General features: G+C 53.2%; 17 protein-coding genes. 6 read left to right on the top strand and 11 right to left on the bottom strand.

Translation table 11 applies throughout. The annotated features are described in order from the left end of the window. The first annotated feature begins 43 nt into the window (after window positions 1–43). Both JCM12308_RS18055 and JCM12308_RS18050 read left to right on the top strand, forming a co-directional pair. A complete protein-coding gene (locus tag JCM12308_RS18055; RefSeq protein WP_054784667.1) occupies window positions 44–712 on the top strand; it encodes an HAD family hydrolase in 669 nt (222 codons plus the stop codon). Then, a complete protein-coding gene (locus JCM12308_RS18050; protein WP_054784666.1) occupies window positions 709–1,128 on the top strand; it encodes a bleomycin resistance protein in 420 nt (139 codons plus the stop codon). Before JCM12308_RS18055 ends, JCM12308_RS18050 begins: the two co-directional genes overlap by 4 nt. Before the next feature lie 964 nt (window positions 1,129–2,092). Here the strand turns inward: JCM12308_RS18050 and JCM12308_RS18045 are convergent. Beyond that, window positions 2,093–2,419 carry a hypothetical protein gene (locus JCM12308_RS18045; RefSeq protein WP_054784665.1) on the bottom strand — a complete coding sequence of 109 codons (327 nt, stop codon included), beginning with the start codon at window positions 2,417–2,419 and terminating at the stop codon, window positions 2,093–2,095. 673 nt (window positions 2,420–3,092) lie between these two features. Between JCM12308_RS18045 and JCM12308_RS18040 the strand changes: the two genes are divergently transcribed. The 3 genes from JCM12308_RS18040 (at window position 3,093) to JCM12308_RS18030 (ending at window position 6,618) form a co-directional block, all read left to right on the top strand. Beyond that, entirely contained in the window at window positions 3,093–4,121 is a 1,029-nt protein-coding gene (locus JCM12308_RS18040) for a YaaC family protein (protein WP_054784664.1), read from the top strand. Between the two features lie 346 nt (window positions 4,122–4,467). After that, window positions 4,468–4,761, top strand: a complete 294-nt coding sequence (locus JCM12308_RS18035) for a GIY-YIG nuclease family protein (protein ID WP_054784663.1) — start codon at window positions 4,468–4,470, stop codon at window positions 4,759–4,761. A 381-nt stretch (window positions 4,762–5,142) separates the two neighbouring features. Next, window positions 5,143–6,618 (top strand): DEAD/DEAH box helicase, encoded by a 1,476-nt coding sequence (locus tag JCM12308_RS18030; RefSeq protein ID WP_208978710.1) that lies wholly within the window; start codon window positions 5,143–5,145, stop codon window positions 6,616–6,618. A 113-nt stretch (window positions 6,619–6,731) separates the two neighbouring features. On the opposite strand, the gene JCM12308_RS31650 is transcribed toward JCM12308_RS18030, so the two are convergent. The 4 genes from JCM12308_RS31650 to mgtE all read right to left on the bottom strand — a co-directional run bounded on the left by JCM12308_RS31650 (window position 6,732) and on the right by mgtE (window position 9,287). After that, window positions 6,732–6,932 carry a cupin domain-containing protein gene (locus tag JCM12308_RS31650; protein WP_244271944.1) on the bottom strand — a complete coding sequence of 67 codons (201 nt, stop codon included), beginning with the start codon at window positions 6,930–6,932 and terminating at the stop codon, window positions 6,732–6,734. After that, complete coding sequence (locus JCM12308_RS31645) at window positions 6,926–7,138, bottom strand: cupin domain-containing protein (RefSeq protein ID WP_244271943.1); 213 nt, start codon at window positions 7,136–7,138, stop codon at window positions 6,926–6,928. Before JCM12308_RS31645 ends, JCM12308_RS31650 begins: the two co-directional genes overlap by 7 nt. Window positions 7,139–7,273: 135 nt before the next feature. Further along, window positions 7,274–7,666, bottom strand: coding sequence for a hypothetical protein (locus JCM12308_RS18020; protein WP_054784662.1), 393 nt, complete (start codon window positions 7,664–7,666; stop codon window positions 7,274–7,276). A gap of 214 nt (window positions 7,667–7,880) precedes the next feature. Then, the gene (mgtE, locus tag JCM12308_RS18015; RefSeq protein WP_054784712.1) at window positions 7,881–9,287 is read right to left on the bottom strand and encodes a magnesium transporter; all 1,407 of its coding nucleotides are present in this window, start codon (window positions 9,285–9,287) and stop codon (window positions 7,881–7,883) included. 262 nt (window positions 9,288–9,549) lie between these two features. On the opposite strand from mgtE, the gene JCM12308_RS18010 reads away from it, so the two are divergent. Further along, the gene (locus tag JCM12308_RS18010; RefSeq protein ID WP_208609104.1) at window positions 9,550–10,665 is read left to right on the top strand and encodes an extracellular solute-binding protein; all 1,116 of its coding nucleotides are present in this window, start codon (window positions 9,550–9,552) and stop codon (window positions 10,663–10,665) included. 100 nt (window positions 10,666–10,765) lie between these two features. On the opposite strand, the gene JCM12308_RS18005 is transcribed toward JCM12308_RS18010, so the two are convergent. The 6 genes from JCM12308_RS18005 to JCM12308_RS30320 form a co-directional block, all read right to left on the bottom strand. Beyond that, window positions 10,766–12,376 (bottom strand): BCCT family transporter, encoded by a 1,611-nt coding sequence (locus tag JCM12308_RS18005; RefSeq protein WP_008552725.1) that lies wholly within the window; start codon window positions 12,374–12,376, stop codon window positions 10,766–10,768. 650 nt (window positions 12,377–13,026) lie between these two features. Then, complete coding sequence (locus tag JCM12308_RS17995) at window positions 13,027–13,890, bottom strand: aldo/keto reductase (RefSeq protein WP_208978709.1); 864 nt, start codon at window positions 13,888–13,890, stop codon at window positions 13,027–13,029. 432 nt (window positions 13,891–14,322) lie between these two features. Beyond that, on the bottom strand, window positions 14,323–14,778 hold the full coding sequence (locus JCM12308_RS17990; RefSeq protein WP_054784659.1) for a type III secretion system chaperone: 456 nt from the start codon (window positions 14,776–14,778) through the stop codon (window positions 14,323–14,325). Window positions 14,779–14,800: 22 nt separating this feature from the next. Next, window positions 14,801–15,361 carry a hypothetical protein gene (locus tag JCM12308_RS17985; RefSeq protein WP_054784658.1) on the bottom strand — a complete coding sequence of 187 codons (561 nt, stop codon included), beginning with the start codon at window positions 15,359–15,361 and terminating at the stop codon, window positions 14,801–14,803. After that, window positions 15,361–15,675, bottom strand: coding sequence for a hypothetical protein (locus JCM12308_RS17980; RefSeq protein WP_054784657.1), 315 nt, complete (start codon window positions 15,673–15,675; stop codon window positions 15,361–15,363). The genes JCM12308_RS17985 and JCM12308_RS17980 overlap by 1 nt, the downstream gene beginning before the upstream one ends. Window positions 15,676–15,877: 202 nt before the next feature. After that, on the bottom strand, window positions 15,878–16,160 hold a 283-nt coding region (locus JCM12308_RS30320), incomplete at its 5' end, for a hypothetical protein (RefSeq protein ID WP_208978708.1).

Genomic DNA, 16,160 nt, shown 5'->3' with positions numbered 1-16,160 from the left:
CAACCTGCAGTTACCCTCGCGTTTTAGCTTTGGGAATAGTTTAGTGCTTCAGTTATCCTCTCCTCCAAAACTGGTGATTTTTGATTGTGATGGCGTGCTCGTGGATTCAGAGAAGATCTACATCCGCATCCTGCACCAGATGATGCAGTCATTTGGCGCACCGCTGTCCTTTCAGCAGTGTTGGGAGATGTTCGTCGGCAAAACCAGCCGTGATGTGAACGACTACCTCACGGAGCAGGGCCTGACCGCGCCAGAAACCTGGACACAGGACTTTCACGAGCAAGCCAACGTTGCGATGGGGCAGGAAGCTCAGCCCGTTGAAGGCGTGAAGCAAGTGGTAGAGCAGCTGGTTGACGCCGGTATTCCCATCTGCGTCGGCTCCAACGGCCACCCAAAAACAGTCCGCTTGTCACTGGAAGTCACGGGCCTGCTGCCGTTCTTCGGCGACAACGTCTTCACCGCAACGGATGTCGGCGTGCCCAAACCCGCACCAGACTTGTTCCTCCATGGTGCGAAAATGGCAGGTATCAGCCCGCAGCACTGCGTGGTGATTGAGGACAGCGCCACCGGCCTCGAAGCCGCCGCCAACGCAGGCATGCGCAGCTTTGTCTACTCGCCGGAAAACATGCCAACCCCAACACCCCTCTTCGGCGCCCACCCCTTCCAATCCATGACAACCCTGCCAAACCTTCTGGGCCTCGTGCCAGCATGAGTAACCCACTGGTGCCGGAGTTTGCCGTCTCCGACTGGCTCGCATCCAAGCGCTTCTACTGCGATATGCTTGGCTTTGACTGCCTCTATGAGCGGCCCGAGGAGGGCTTTTGCTACCTGAGCCTCGGCGGTGCAGAGATCATGCTCGACCAGATTGGCATAGGTCGCACGTTTGACAACGGCCATGCTCCGCAATCCTATCCATTCGGTAAGGGGTTGAACGTTCAGATTGAAGTGGACACCATCGAGCCAATGGTGCGTAAGCTAAAGCAGGCCGATATCGCACTCTTTCTGGAGCCGGAAGACAAGTGGTATCGCAAGAACGATGGTAAGGTCGGCAATCGCCAGTTTGTGGTCGCAGACCCTGACGGATATTTGCTCCGCTTCTGCCAGTCTCTGGGCTCTCGCAAGATCTGAGCCTAACCCCCACCGTCATCCCGCACTTGATGCGGGACCCGGAGCCCCACACCAGAACCTCTCTTCCACGCATTGAGGGCAGATCACCCCCGGTGTCATCCCGGCCCCGCGCCGGGATCCATACCCCCTGAAGCCAGCGGGAAGGCACAACGCCAGCCAGAAGCGCATCGGGCTCGTTTGTCGTGGAAGAGAAAACCAAACTGCACAAACACGAACAGCACCGCATGGCATTCCATGCAGTGGTGAGGCTGAAATCTCCCGAAAACCGGGATGGGCAAGGCGGCAGACAACGCCTGCGCACTATGAGTAAATAAGTTTCTTCGGCATTGGCATGTCGCCTTGCTCGGGCGTTTTTGTAGGAGGCTAAGGCCAAACTCCAAAAGACACTGTGAATGACACTTCTCGCAGAGAAGTGACACCAGTGCTGGTGCCCTCTGGCCTGACCGGACATCCGCTATCCCTCAACACTGTTGGTGAAAGGGGAACCTCCACGGACCTGCTGCAAGATACGTTACCTCTCGCAGTAGCCCCGCCCGGCTCACACCAGCCTGAGGGACGTTCCCCCAAACCACCCGTTTGCATGAACCTGCCTTTCAGTATGCAGCCACGCAGCAGAAGGGGCATAAGTTTTTGGAAGCCCCTTTCGCCCCACCGTCATCCCACACAAGCACAGCGCGATGCGGACCCCAGAGCCTCAAATCATAACCTCTCTTCTGGATACCGGATCTCCACTCCGCTCCGTCCGGCATGACGACAAAGGCGCCTATTCCGGTGTCATCCCGGCCCCCGAGCCGGGATCCATACCCCCCCTAAATCCAGCGCGCAGGCACAAGCCATCCCCCAATCAAACACACAAAAACGCTGGCCTGCGGGCACAAGGCGCCCGGCCGCAGACCAGCAGGACACTCATGAAGGGCTGTGCAAGTAGGTAGAGACCGGCCCTTGGAGTGCCGATCACAGTGATCTAATCAAGAGACACAATATTGGTGTTGACCGGTGTTGGAGAGGCGACGCTGCGTGTCGCGCTGCCGGAATCCTCTCTAGGGGAGAAGGTGCCGAACAACGCATCAGTCAAAATTCCGCAGGTCTTATCAAGTGCCTCTAGGCGGTCAGAGAGTGCATAGTGCAAGGTGATCAAAGCATCACGCTCGCTGCTGTTCTTCATCCGCTCGCTCAGCACCAAATGCTGAACGTAAACAAGGTTCTGAAGATCAGAAACAGCAACGTTCACTTCGTCAATTTCATTTTGAAGAGTATTTGTGGCGCCACAGGCGCATGCAGTGTCGTCCATAATCAAAGCCTTTCTGACTTGGCTGTTGAATGAACCGCACGACATTGAGCTTTCGACGGCCCGCTGGCGAGCGGGAGGTTCGAAACCTGAGTCAGACAGGCGAGTTTATTCCCTCCCGAGGGAGGTATTGTATTCACCGCCCTCCCGCTCATAGCAAAGGGTTTGCGCCCCAGAAAAAAGGCACAAAAAATCCGCTAGTTACGGGAGCGGTTACCGCTGACAAAGAGGTTTCGACGCCTCACATATGAATGTGGAATGGAACGCTCCACCTGTCAACGAAAAGTTGCAGAAGTAGGCGGAGGTGTTGCCCCAAGGATACGCAGCCCCAACACACCACTCTCTCCGTCATCCCGCACTTGATGCGGGACCCAGAGCCCCAAACACAAACCTCTCACCCCGCACTAGATCCCGGATCACCGCTCCGCTCGTCCGGGATGACGGCAATGGAGCCCCCTCCGCCGTCATCCCGGCCCCGAGCCGGAATCCATAACCATAATAAGGAGATATAATCTACTTCAGGTTGCATGTTTTATATGATAGTCATAGGGTGAATTTATGGGCAAAATCAGTCGATTACGATGCACCTAGCGATGTAAAGGATCGATCTCAAGCTTTGTTTCCTAGCCTATCGATATAGAAACTGAATTGCCTTTGCATATGTTAGGTTTTAGTTATGAGCAGACCGGTTGGGCATTACATTACTTACTTCCAGAACTTTGATTATTTGAAGAAATGGTATTGCAAGAAGCATAACACTAAACGGCCTGCCGACGGGCATATCAATCAAATACTTTCAGCCATTAAACAAGGTGAACAATACTTTAAAGCGGCTTCACAAGCAGATGAGATTGTTAGTCCCTTGCTGCTGTATTATGGCGTCCTGTCTTATGTGCGAGGCATAATCCTTGCTCTTGATGCCAATAAAACAGAAGAACAATTAAAGCCCTCCCACGGAATACAACCAGCTAATTGGAAAGACGTTTTTTCTGAGAAAAGCAAAATGTCTATTCTTGATCTTGGGATAAAGGCGCATGGTGGCACGTTTAAAGAATGTGTTGATACGGTTGTTCATCAAGAGATGTTCAAGGTACAAACTCTTAATGTTCATGGGGTTGGATATCTGAACCGTCCACTTGGCAATGTAAAGTTTGCAAATGATGAAAGTGTGATAACCCTTGGGGATTTAGTCGCTCGGCTTTCAGCAACTTGCGATGATTATGCTCTTATGGAAGGTCATGAAGCCCAATGGTGTTGGACTACAGCTACACTGCTTAATAGCGGTGAGGTTGCTATGGATTCTGCAAGCGCTCATATTCCACCTTGGTACTCTTCTCGCGCGAATGAGATTAACCTGAAACGGAATGAAACAGAACCAAGGTGCCTGATTAAAGGTCGAATGGAGGAAGTTGACTTCCCCAAGGTACTCCTTGAGAGTTCACACTATAACACAGCAACTTCAAAGGTTGTTTCTAACTTCCCTAATGGTGACAAGCTATCTGAGTTTTTAAAGCTCTATTTGGGGGCCTATATCCTAGGTATGCTTGTCCGATACTTCCCATCACAATGGATGAAAATGCAATCTCCCTATAAAGGCGACTTTGCGATGCCTCTTGTCTATGCATTGATTGGATCTATTGAGCGTGATTTCCCAAGAGAGGTAGAGCGAACTCTTGGTTTAAGGGATGTATCAGATGATTTGTAGCGAAATGGGGGAGAGCACTTTCTCTAGATCCCGCGTCGAGCGCGGGATGACGGCGGGGAGGGAGCTCGGCTTTTCTCACTTTCACCCCGTTGCCATCATTATCGCCAGCAGGGCGGCTTGTTCGAATGAAGCGCAACACGGACACTTTGTGTCTGCCGCATTGCCCTGGATACCGGATCTTCGCTTCGCTCGTCCGGCATGACGGCGAGGGGCGGTTGGGCAGGCCTTAAAGCACCCAACGCCGTCATCCCGCACTTGATGCGGGACCCAGCTGGAACTCACCATTGATAAAACCCTAGCCACATCATGCAGTTTGCAGGACGCATACGTATCTGCAAACTACGGCATGCCTTATTACGTTTACATCACTGCAAGTCAGAGGAACGGGACGCTCTACACGGGTGTTACCAACAATCTGTCACGCCGAATTCATGAGCACAAAGAGAAGACGGCGACCTCGTTTACGGCTCGTTACGATGTTTCTCAGCTGGTTTATTTTGAGGAATTTGAGCGCATTGGCGATGCGATTGCTCGTGAGAAAAAGCTGAAACGTTGGAGGCGAGCATGGAAACTGAATCTCATTGAAACACTTAATCCAACATGGCGTGATCTGTATCTGGATTTGGTGCAAGGGTGTTGATGACCATTCTGGGTCCCGCATCACGTGCGGGATGACGACAGTGCGGGGCGCTTGGCATGTTCCCCCCCTTGCATTCCCGCTGCTTTCCCTATATCTCCTCAGCCAACGCGTTCATCGGGCTAATGCTGTGGGCGCTACCCTGCTGCCTTAGAAGAACAAGAAGGGCAGCCTGCTCGAGTGGGATGTAACACGGGCATGCACCGTGGTCCGCAGCGTTTCTAGGTCGCTTTCCAAGTCACCTCTCAAACTCCATGGATCTCAAATTTAGCCGGTCTGGCCACGTAGACGCTTGTCTGCGGGGATCATGCTGGCACTCATATTATGAGCAAGCGCCTGATCCCAAATCAGGGCGCGTGCTCCGCACATCTTGGAAGTACGAGAGTGAAGAATTTTGACGAAGCTGGCCTCGCAGAACCGATCCTGCGCGCCGTAAAAGAAGAGGGCTACGAGGCTCCAACCCCAATCCAGCGCGAAGTGATCCCGCTGATGAAAGAGGGCGAGGACATCCTCGGCATCGCACAAACAGGCACCGGCAAAACCGCCGCCTTCGTGCTGCCACTGCTCACCCGTCTGGCAGAAGACCGCAAGAAACCAGCGCCGCACACCTGCCGCGCGCTCATTCTGGCACCCACCCGCGAGCTGGCCTCCCAGATCGCCGAAAGCGTGCGCACCTACGGCCAGTTCATCGGCCCGTCTGTTGCCGTGATTTTTGGTGGTGTGAAGCCCGGCCCACAGCTGCGCGCCCTGTCCAAAGGTCTGGACATTGTGATCGCGACCCCGGGCCGTCTGGAAGACCACATGAGCACCGGCGGCATTAAGCTGGACGCCACAACAACGGTTGTTCTGGACGAAGCCGACCAGATGCTGGACCTTGGTTTTGCGCCAGCCATCCGCCGTATTCTTGGCAAACTGCCAAAAGTACGCCAGACAGTGCTGCTCTCTGCCACCATGCCAATCCAGATCCGCAATCTGGCCAAAGAGTTCCTGAACAACCCGCATGAGATTTCGGTCGCGCCGGTGTCCCGTCCGATTGAGAAGATCGACCAGTCCGTGCGCTTCCTCAACTCCAGCTCAAAACGTGCCGCTCTGCTGGACATCCTCTCTGAAGATGACATTGAGCGCGCCATTGTCTTCACCCGCACCAAGCGCGGGGCAGACCGTGTCAGCGGTCATCTGGAAAAAGCAGGCCTCAGCTCAGCTGCGATCCACGGCAACAAGAGCCAGCGTAACCGCGAAAAGTCGCTGGATGGCTTCAAGAATGGCCGCATCAAAATCCTCGTGGCAACGGATATCGCGGCCCGCGGCATTGATATTGATGGCGTCAGCCACGTGGTCAACTACGAGCTGCCAAACGTGCCGGAAGCCTACGTGCACCGTATTGGCCGCACCGCCCGCGCAGGCAAAAGCGGCGTTGCCGTCTCCCTGTGCGATGCAACCGAACAGCCATATCTGCGCGACATCGAGCGCCTGATTGGCCGCAAAATCCCATCTGGTGACAGTGATTGGGACGGCGCATCCGGTGACGTGTCAACATTCGACCCAACCGCAGAACCACAACGCCTCAAGCGCCACAAACGCCCGCAAAACAATCGCCGTCGCAATGGCGGTGGCGGCGCAAACCGCTCAGCCGGTGGCGCAGGCCGTTCCGCCCAGGGCAAAGCAGGCGAAAATGGTGCAAGACCAGCAGGCGCAAAGCCCAATGCAGGTCGTGGCCGCGGCAAGCCAAACGCAAACGCCGTCCGGGCCAGAAAAACGGCCAGAACCGCAGCCAAAACCGCGCTCAGAGCGGCAGACCACGCCGTGCAAAACCAGCAGCAGCGCAGCGCTAAGTTTATGAAGAAACGCCGGGGCCTCTAAAGTGTATCTCTGAAAAGTGCTCCCCGGTTTTCAGACAAAGATACGCAAAAACAAAAGCTAAAGCAGGTCGCGTTTCAGCTAAAACGCGACCTGCTTTAGCCCCGGTTTTGCTGTCAGGCCTCGGTAGCCTCTACCTCTTCGTCTTCCGCACGGGTGCCAAAGTTGGCAGGTGAGACGACCTCAATCAGCTCAAAATCTTCGGAATGCTCAATCTCCCGGTGGCGAATGCCAGCGGGTTGCACCACACAATCGCCTGGCCTTACCGTGCGAATGCCATGCCCCTCATACTCAAACCGCGCCCAGCCTTTCAGCACATAATAAAACTGAAAGGAGCAATCATGCACATGCCACTGGCCCGTCGCATTGTGCCCTCCCGCGCTTTAATCACATGCGCAACCACAGCCCCTTTGGTCGCATCCGCCACGCCAAGGTCGCGATACTCAAAATAACTCCGCAACCCCCGCGCCTCAAACGCACCACTCTCCCCCTCACTATGACTGAAGCTCTGTTCCTGTTCCATAAAGTCCCTCTTACTCATAAATCGATCTTTATGCGGGCTGTTCACTGAGAGTAAACCAGAGCCTGATTATGGCGTTGGAACTTTCTTCAATCCAGATCCACCCACACGTCATGCGAGGCCATAACTCTTGAGATGCTAACGTTTGGCCTTTACGAGCTTAATCGTGCCTTGCGGGAGTTTTCGTGTACCGTGATAAAGCCGCATCGGATTGACTGTTATCGCGTCGTGATCTTCATAAATAAAACAATCTCCAACTATTTGAGTTCCTGCGTCTGTAGCTAATAGAACTGAGCCGCGTGTCACCTGACCGCAATAAACTGGAACATCTTTCATAGTTCGATCTTGGATGAATTCACTTCCTGCAATGATAGTATATTGTATAGCAGGGGCTACCTTAAAGCGGGCGGTTTTTTGGAAAACTATTTTATCATAACCATTGGCAGTCGGTGTTATTAGTTTTCCCTGAGGTCCAGCACAGCCCGTGACAGCTGCAACCACCAAGAGAGTTGATATAAGCTTCAGTTTCATAAACGATTCTCACCCCTAATAATAAGATAGTTATTTTTATATATATATTTAAAGTTGTGCAATCAGCATGGTGCTCGTCAGCTAGATCTTCTGTGAACCCAAGGCAGAATGGCGCAAATGTCCGCTTTCGGCTGATTTTCCCGCAGGAATGCCTCAGCGAGAAGGTAACTGAACCTGCTCCCACGGCAGAGATTCTGTACAGGGCACAAGTCGACTACAAATAAAGAAAACTGGCGGTGGTGAAGTAGACCAGCACGCCCAGCACGTCATTGCTGGTGGTGATGAAAACGCCGGTTGCTGCTGCAGGATCAATGCCGATCTTGTCCAGTATTACCGGCACAGTTGCCCCCACCATAGCGGCAACTGTGGTGACGATGACCAGCGAGAGCGCCGCCGTCAGTGCGAGCCATACCGGATCGTGGATCTCAAACAAAATGGCCCCGATGCTGATCAGCACCGTGAGTACGCTACCCGCAATAAACCCGTTGGAAATCGCCCCGCAGAACTCCTTCCAGAGCCGGAACAGCGTGCTGCCCGTCCAGATAGACCCCGTCGCAATGCCCTGAACCGCAACTGCAGAGGCCTGCAGGCCAGAGTTGCCCGCCATGGACATGATCACGGGAATAAACGCCGCCAGAATAGCCGCTTTCTCCAACTCATCCTCAAAAGACCCAACCACCAGCGCGGCCACAGCAGAGCCGATCAGTCCCGTCATCAGCCAGGGCAACCGGCCTTTGATGATCCGGCGCACAGAGTCCGTCGGGCGTGCTTCTGGTGAAACACCCCCCATCAGCATCAGGTCTTCCGAAAGCTCTTCACGCACAATCTGGTTCATCTGTTCAGTGGTGATCCGGCCAATCAGCTTGCCATCACTGTCAATCACCGGCATAGAGGAAATCTGCCGCTTGGCTGCTTTGCGCAGCACATCCTCCTGATCCATCTCCGCAGAAACCGCCAGCACATTGGCATCCATCACATCACCAATGCGAGCCTTGGGCTCGAGCGTCAAAAGGCGTGTCACATCCAGCCGCCCCACCAGCCGGTGCTTGGCATCCACCACAAACACGGTGCGGAACCGGCCCACCAGATCATACTGGCTCTTGATCGCTGCAATGGCCTTCTCGGCTGTGTAATCTTGATTGAAAGCCACAAATTTGCGGCTCATCAAGCGTCCAGCAGTGTCCTCTCCATGTCGTATCCGCTCCTCAATCTCCGCCCGCGCATCCAGCTGCGGCACCACAATATCCAAAAGGCTCTGCGGAAATTCATCCAGAGTATCCGCCAGATCGTTCTCCTTCATGGTGTTGAGGATCTCCACCAGCCGCGCCGTGGTCCCATCCTTAAGCAGTTCCGCCCGAAAGTCCGGATAAAGCTCAGCCAAAATCTTGGTGGAGGGGCGAATGGGCAGCAGCGCAAACAGCTTACGCGCTTCAGGCAAGGGCAGGGCGGTCAGCAATTGCAGAAGGTCTGTGGGGGACCACTTCTTCAGCCGCTTCACCAGCGGGCTGGTGTCGTCCGCGCGCAGTTGATGGCGCACCCGCTTCAGCACCTGTTTGTTGTGCTCATGTGCTGCTGTATCTGCCTTACTGCTCCACTGGAGTGGCTTCTTGTTCTTGGCCATCCTCCGCACCTTCGTCTGGGTACGTTCGCTGCTTGCCCAGACCATGCCTCAGTGAAGTAAATCTCTCCCTAAGATCAAGCAAAACCAATCGGCTGAGAGCATCCCTAAAGTTTTCAAAGAATACCGCAGCTGGCAAAGAGAAAGCCTTTATAAAATCTAAGCTATGAGGAACATTGGACTGGCAGATCAACTTGCCCCTGCCAGCAGAAAAATGACGCAGGACAGCGTCTACATATTGGAAAATCTCCGAGAAAGATGTGCCATGCTCAACCGGATCTCTCCAAAACTGTGCGTTCAGATTTTAGCTGCATCGTTTCTTTCACTTTTGGCAACCGGTTTTCTGATTAAGTCTTCATACGCGCAGGACAGCTACGCTCAGGCAGAACCCCACGAAGAGCTCAGCGGCGCCGGCTCCATGTATCCGGACGTCCTGTTCAACGAGACATTGCGGCTCTTCAAAACCTCCAATCCGGACATCGAAGTCAGATACGACCCCATCGGCAGTGGCGCCGGTGTGCTGGCCCTGCAATCGGGCAAGGTGGACTTCGCCGTCTCCAGTGCACCTCTGGAAGCTATTCTGGAACAGGATCTGGATGTAGACGCAGCGGATGAGCCTGTCGCCATTGAAGACAAACTGCTGGAAATCCCAATCACAGCAGGCATGCTTGGCATTCTCTACAACATCGAAGGGGTAGGGCACCTCAAACTCACCCGTAATGCCTTGTCTGGCATCTTCGACGGCTCCATCCAGTTCTGGAACCACCGCGAAATCCGCATGGTGAACCCGGACCTGCGCCTGCCGAAACTGAAGATCACCATCATTGGCCGCAGTGATGCCAGTGGCGCGAACTTGGCACTCTCCAGACACCTCTACTCCGCAGAAAATGCGTGGGCCGGTAAAACTGCTGGCATCTGGCCGCTGGAAACCTTCCCGAAAGACACCATCCTCGTCCCCAGCTCCTCTGAGGTTGTGACCAAGCTCACGGAGATCAACGGCTCCATCGGTTACGCACCTTCCGCCTTTGGCAGCACACTCGGCATCCCTATGGCATTGGTCGAAAATCAGAAGGGCAATTTTATAGCCCCTTCTCTGAATGCAGGTGAAGCCGCCATCGAGGAAATCAGCCGCAGCGGAGAGCCGCTGTCCATCGATGAGATCCACAATCCGGAATCTCCGAGTGCCTACCCTATCATCTCATTCTTCTGGCTGGTAACGGAAGATGTCTACCCTGACGAGAAAACCGGCACTGCAGTGCGTGAGTTCGCCGAGTTCGTCTTAAGTGGACAAGCAAGAGGCGCCGCCATCTCCTCCGGCTACATCCCCCTCCCATCCAACATGCGCGCCGCTGCTAAAAAGCTGGCCGCAACCATCCACTGATGTAGCGAGGCCTAAGAGCGTTCCGCACAGGTGATCGCTCAAACGAAAAAAGCGGCAGAGATTACTCCGCCGCTTTTCGAATGCTTTATGTAACTCTGCCTTACTTCGGTTCGCTGCGCAGACCTTTGACGATCGCGAAACATGCGCCCAGCAGGACAATCGCAAACGGGAAGCCGGTGGAAACGGTCATAGCCTGCAGGCTGGAAAGACCGCCGCCCAGCAGCAGTGCAATCGCCACAAGACCAACCAGAGACGCCCAGAAAATGCGCTGCTGAACCGGTGCATTCACCTTGCCACCTGCAGTGATGGTGTCGATCACCAGAGAACCGGAGTCGGAGCTGGTGACAAAGAAAGTGATGATCAGAACAACGCCCAGAACAGAGGTGATCTCAGCCAGCGGCAGGTTGCTCAGCAGTTCAAACAGCTGAATTTCAGTTGCCGCACCTGCAATCTTGCCAAGGGTCGTGGTTGCTTCCAGCTCAATCGCGGTGCCACCGAAGGCAGTCATCCAGAGGGTAGTCACAACGCTTGGAATAACCAGCACGCAGATCATGAACTCACGCACAGAACGACCACGGCTGATGCGCGCAATGAACATGCCCACAAACGGTGCCCAGGAGAACCACCAGGCCCAGTAGAAGGTTGTCCAACCCTGGCGGAAGTTGTCATCCACGCGGCCAACCGGGTTGGAAAGCGCAGGCAGGTATTCCAGATAAGCTTCCAGATTCCAGAACAGCTTCTGCAGAATATCCAGAGTAGGACCAGCCAGCAGAACAAAGCCCAGCAGCAAAGCAGCAGTGATGACGTTGAAGGTGGAAAGGTGCTTGATGCCCTTATCCAGACCCAGAACAACGGAACATAGCGCAATAGCAGAGATCGCGATGATCAACAGAACCTTGGAGGTTGTGGTGCTTTCCATGCCAAACAGATGCTGCAAACCAGCATTTGCCTGCTCAGCGCCAATACCCAGAGACGTCGCCAGACCAAACAGGGTCGCAAACACAGCCAGAATGTCGATCACGTGACCCGGCCAGCCCCAAACGCGCTCACCCAGAATAGGGTAGAAGATGGAGCGGATGGTCAGTGGCAGGCCCTTGTTGTAGGCAAACAGCGCCAGACCAAGAGCGATCACAGCGTAAGTCGCCCACGGGTGCAGACCCCAGTGGAAGATGGTTGCAGCCATCGCAAGGCGTTCTGCTTCCGCACCGTTCAGCGCTTCACCGCCCAAAGGCGCCCAGCTGCTGCCAGAGGTGATGGAAGAGTAATGCCCGATTGGCTCAGCAACGCCGTAGAACACAAGGCCAATGCCCATGCCAGCTGCAAACAGCATGGAGAACCATTCTGAGTAGCTGTAATCTGGTTTTGCATCTCTGCCGCCGATCCGTACCTTCCCGAGTGGAGAGACAATCAGGAAAAGGCAAAGCAACACGAAAATATTGCCGGCAATTAGGAAAAACCAGTCAAAGCTAGAAGTCAGCCACACACGAAGATCGGTGAAGACCGGACCAATAGCGTCTTTGTAGAGCAGAGTAATCGCAACAAAAATTGCAATCGCAATACTGGAGATAGTGAAAACCACGTTGTGAACGTCAAACGGAACACCAGCGATTCGTGGTGTAATATTGTCCTGTCCAACTTCGTAGTCTGTATCAATAAGATTAGACGGCCCTTCCGGGGCCGGGATGAGATCTGCGCAGGTTTGATCAGTCATACTGGTCCTGTTTTATTGGCAGACATCCACACGTGCAGCACCGAATGCGCGCGTTGCATGGATTGAGTAGCTCAACCAAGAGCCAAAATCCGCTTGTTTGCCATCTGCCGCGAAAACTCAAGGGCGAGTCCATGATCACTGCCAGAAATAAAAGGCCCAAACGAAGGGGCGAAGCTGGCAACGCGGTTGCTCCCATGGCGGAAGCACAGATGGATAGTGGCGCCAAACAGCGAAAGTGATCAGGCCATGTCAGAAGGCCGACGCTGATGGTGAAGTGATAGACACCACTTGATGTGCGCGAAACCTACAAATTTAGATGCATTGCACACAAGCGTAAAACTACGTATGGCTGGGGATAGCTTTTTCAACCTTGCCTGATCGTGCAAAAGCAACGCCAGATATAAAAGGTTCCTATCCCACATCTCTCAGGTTGCAATTTCATTATTCCAAAACCGCATTTCTGACGGTGTCGGCGACGTTCTGATGTAATGAGAGAGTCTGGCCTTCTGCTACAGAGAGCAGAAAAAGAAAACCCAGCTGCAGGAGCTGGGTTTTGCTGTTTTATGCCAGTGACCACTTCGCCACGATGTCTTCTGCACCCTTCAGTAGGGCTGCATCATAGGTTCGCTCAGTAACGGCGATGTTCTCTTTCACCTGCCATTCCTGATAGCGCCGGTGATGATTGGCCCAACAGCATCCTGTGCCATTAACCAACCCATAGCCAGATGCGCCAGCGGCATGCCTGCTGTTTCCGCATAAGCTTTCAACTCATCGGCACAGCCCAGATATTGTTCTAGTAGCGGTGAGTTGAGTTTCGGATTGTTCGCCCGGTCATCTTTCTCATCAAAATTACCGCTCGGCTTGAATGTACCCGTCAGCAACCCCTGCATCAGCGGGCTATACGGCAGGTATTTAAGATCGTGCTTTTCACAAAGTGGAATGATCTCATCGCGGCTGCGGTAGCTCAGCGGAATATTATGATAATGCGTGGCGTTCGGCTCCAGCAGATTGTAAAGCCCTTGGTAAGTCGCCAGCTCACAATGCTGCATCAGCTCCTGCGTCATCTCCAATGAGAAGTTGGAGACGCCTAAATGACGAACCTTCCCGCTCTCCACCACTGCACGCAGCCCTTCAGCTGTTTCTTCCAGCGGCGTGTTTGGGTCAGGCCAATGGCACTGCAAAAGGTCAATGTAATCTGTCTGCAAACGAACCAGAGACTGATCCACCTCTTCAATAATAGAGGCTTTGGTCAGGTTGTTTTTGACGGCTTTTTCCGGGTTATTCCAAACCAGCCCGCATTTGGTGGCAATGTAAACCTGCTCACGCGCGGTGGTCTCAAGCGCTTTTCCCAAAAGCGTCTCTGCATGGCCAAGTCCATAAACCGGAGCAACATCAAAGAAGTTGATGCCCAGCTCCACAGCAGTCTGCATAGTTCGGATGGAGGTTTGATCCTCAGTATCGTTCCAGGTGCCGCCCACAGCCCAGCAACCAAACCCCAGAACAGAGGTATTCATTTCTTTCAAAGCTTTGAAAATCATTCTTTTTTCCGTGATTAAAATCTCCCGAAGCGAAGGGAGCACACAAACTCAATGATGACAATGCGCCATAACCGCCTTTCCAAACCTGACTCTGAACAGCGGAAATACTCCGGGCCTACAAAGACTGAGGCAGAAACGGGGATAGATTTGTCAGTCGCGGGGATAAGAATTCATAAAAGGGGAGTGAGTTCGCGTTGGATGGCAAGAAAAGGCTCTTCTCTATAAGGCACGAACAGCGGCTCTCAAATCGCACCAAACCACTCTGCATCTGCTTCAGAACAACATAACAACGCAGAAAAACGCGGTTCAACGCAAACCAACGCAAACGACAGATCCTATATAAAGGAAGTGGTCTCAAAGGTTGCTTGAACTGTGAGAAGCAGAATGGCTTTCACTCAATACAATGCCTTAAACCTCAAGAAACATAAGAGCCCCATCCGTATGACCAGAGCTTTTCTGTAAAGGCACAGACCTCGCCAAAGTACCCTTCGCCCCATAATCCACCAGCTCAACCATCAACCCACTCATATTCTCAAGCAAGTTCCCAAGCTGTTGCGCATCCAGAACGTCAGCTGGCAAAGTGCATTCCAGATGCACTAGCCCATCCTCCACGCTTATATAAGAGTACCCCATCAGGTCCCGCTCCCGGTTGAGGCCAAGCCAGAAGGAGTAATCCTCTTCAGAATGGATCTGGCAATCAATCACACCGGAAAAAGTGAAGGAACCTGTCTCAGGATAATACTCAAGCTGCCAAACAGTGCCGTGTCGGTCGGTGAGCTTTGCGGCGTTTTGCTGATCCAGACGGAGAGAAAGGCCCCATTTCTCACCAAGTTGGGCCAGCATGGAGTTAAACTGGTCTGCCATGTCGTTTTACCTTCTCATCGCCCTATGCATAATCACCAGCTGCTGACTTACGCTCAAACACAGCTTGGGCCCGCTCAAAGCTCAGGTTTTGAATGGTAGGGAAGGTGTCCTGCAAAGGCTCCTTGGCGTAGTCAGTCCACGCTTCCTTATCGTTGCCGAACAAACCAACAGCAAAGAAAAGATATTGAACCGCTTCCTCCGGTGTTTCCGGCGCACGGCTGGCAGGGTTCTTGGCATATTCAGCTGCCCCCACATCCGTTGAAGCATCCAGACGCTGGTGGAGATCCGCAGCCGTAGCCCGATCAAAGCTGTGTTTTTGTGTGTCGATGACTTTTCCGGTCCAGGACTTCAGATCAGAAACCATCGACTGAAGGCAAAAGTTCTCACTGTACATATCGCGTGCAGTGTGAGCCTTCAGGAAGGAATGCATATTGTCCCGGCGGGAAAGGACGTTGATCAACCCGTCGGGAGCAGATTTGAAGCCCTTTCCGGTTTTGACAATATCTTTGAGTGCTGGAGACTCTTCGATCTTGATCATCAACACGTTGAGTTTCTCAGTCGTTCTTTCAAACGCACCTGCCATCAAGCTCTGGAACCGCCGTGTCCGGTTTCAATCAGATCAATTAGGTCACTGATGAGTTCCCGCTTAGCATCCCGGCGCTCTTCAACCCGGCTCTTCACACTCTGAAGTTCGGATGTTTCACCAACTTGAGCAAAGCTCTGTTTATGAGAAGAGGAGGGCCGCAGTTGATCATCTGCCGGTTTCCCCGACCGACTGACACTCTCAGCGCTAAGAAATGCCCCATCTGCAATGCCGCCTTGTACGGCTGCGCCATCAGTGAGGGGAGGAACACCAAAAGCACCACTGACTGAGTTTGAGGTCGACGTAATATCCATCTGTGCACCTTCCACGTTGAAGTAAGTTTGGACGGGGATATAACGCGACTAGCTACTTTGGAGTGTGCTAAATATAACTACACTCTATAAGTGTATTTGCGGAACTTGATTGAGCTGGAGGATTTAGCTTCTCCTTGCGTAAGGTTCTTAAATCATTCGCATTTTGTGCGTTTTGATCGACATTACCTATAGGCTCTGTGAGTTATCCTATGGCCCATGGTTCTTTCCCCAGGCTGGAGATTTGGCAGATTTCTGCGGGTTGGTTATGTTTTGCACATAGGTTGGTTATGTTTTTGCGTTTTTTTGTCGTTTTTAGGTTGACGGTTGGAGGGCTCAGGCCTATAACCCAGCTCATCGAGAGCGACGGCGCTGCCGGCGACGGGACGACGCGCTCTTGAGTTCCTCGAAAGGATTGATCGCTCAGCTCAATCAGAGATGATTGAGTTTGTGAGTGATTTACTCTTTTGAGTGCGGGTGAGAGCCCA

Source organism: Pseudovibrio denitrificans JCM 12308 (genome assembly GCF_001310815.1).
Classification (GTDB): domain Bacteria; phylum Pseudomonadota; class Alphaproteobacteria; order Rhizobiales; family Stappiaceae; genus Pseudovibrio; species Pseudovibrio denitrificans.
This window is presented reverse-complemented; position numbering and strand designations above follow the sequence as displayed.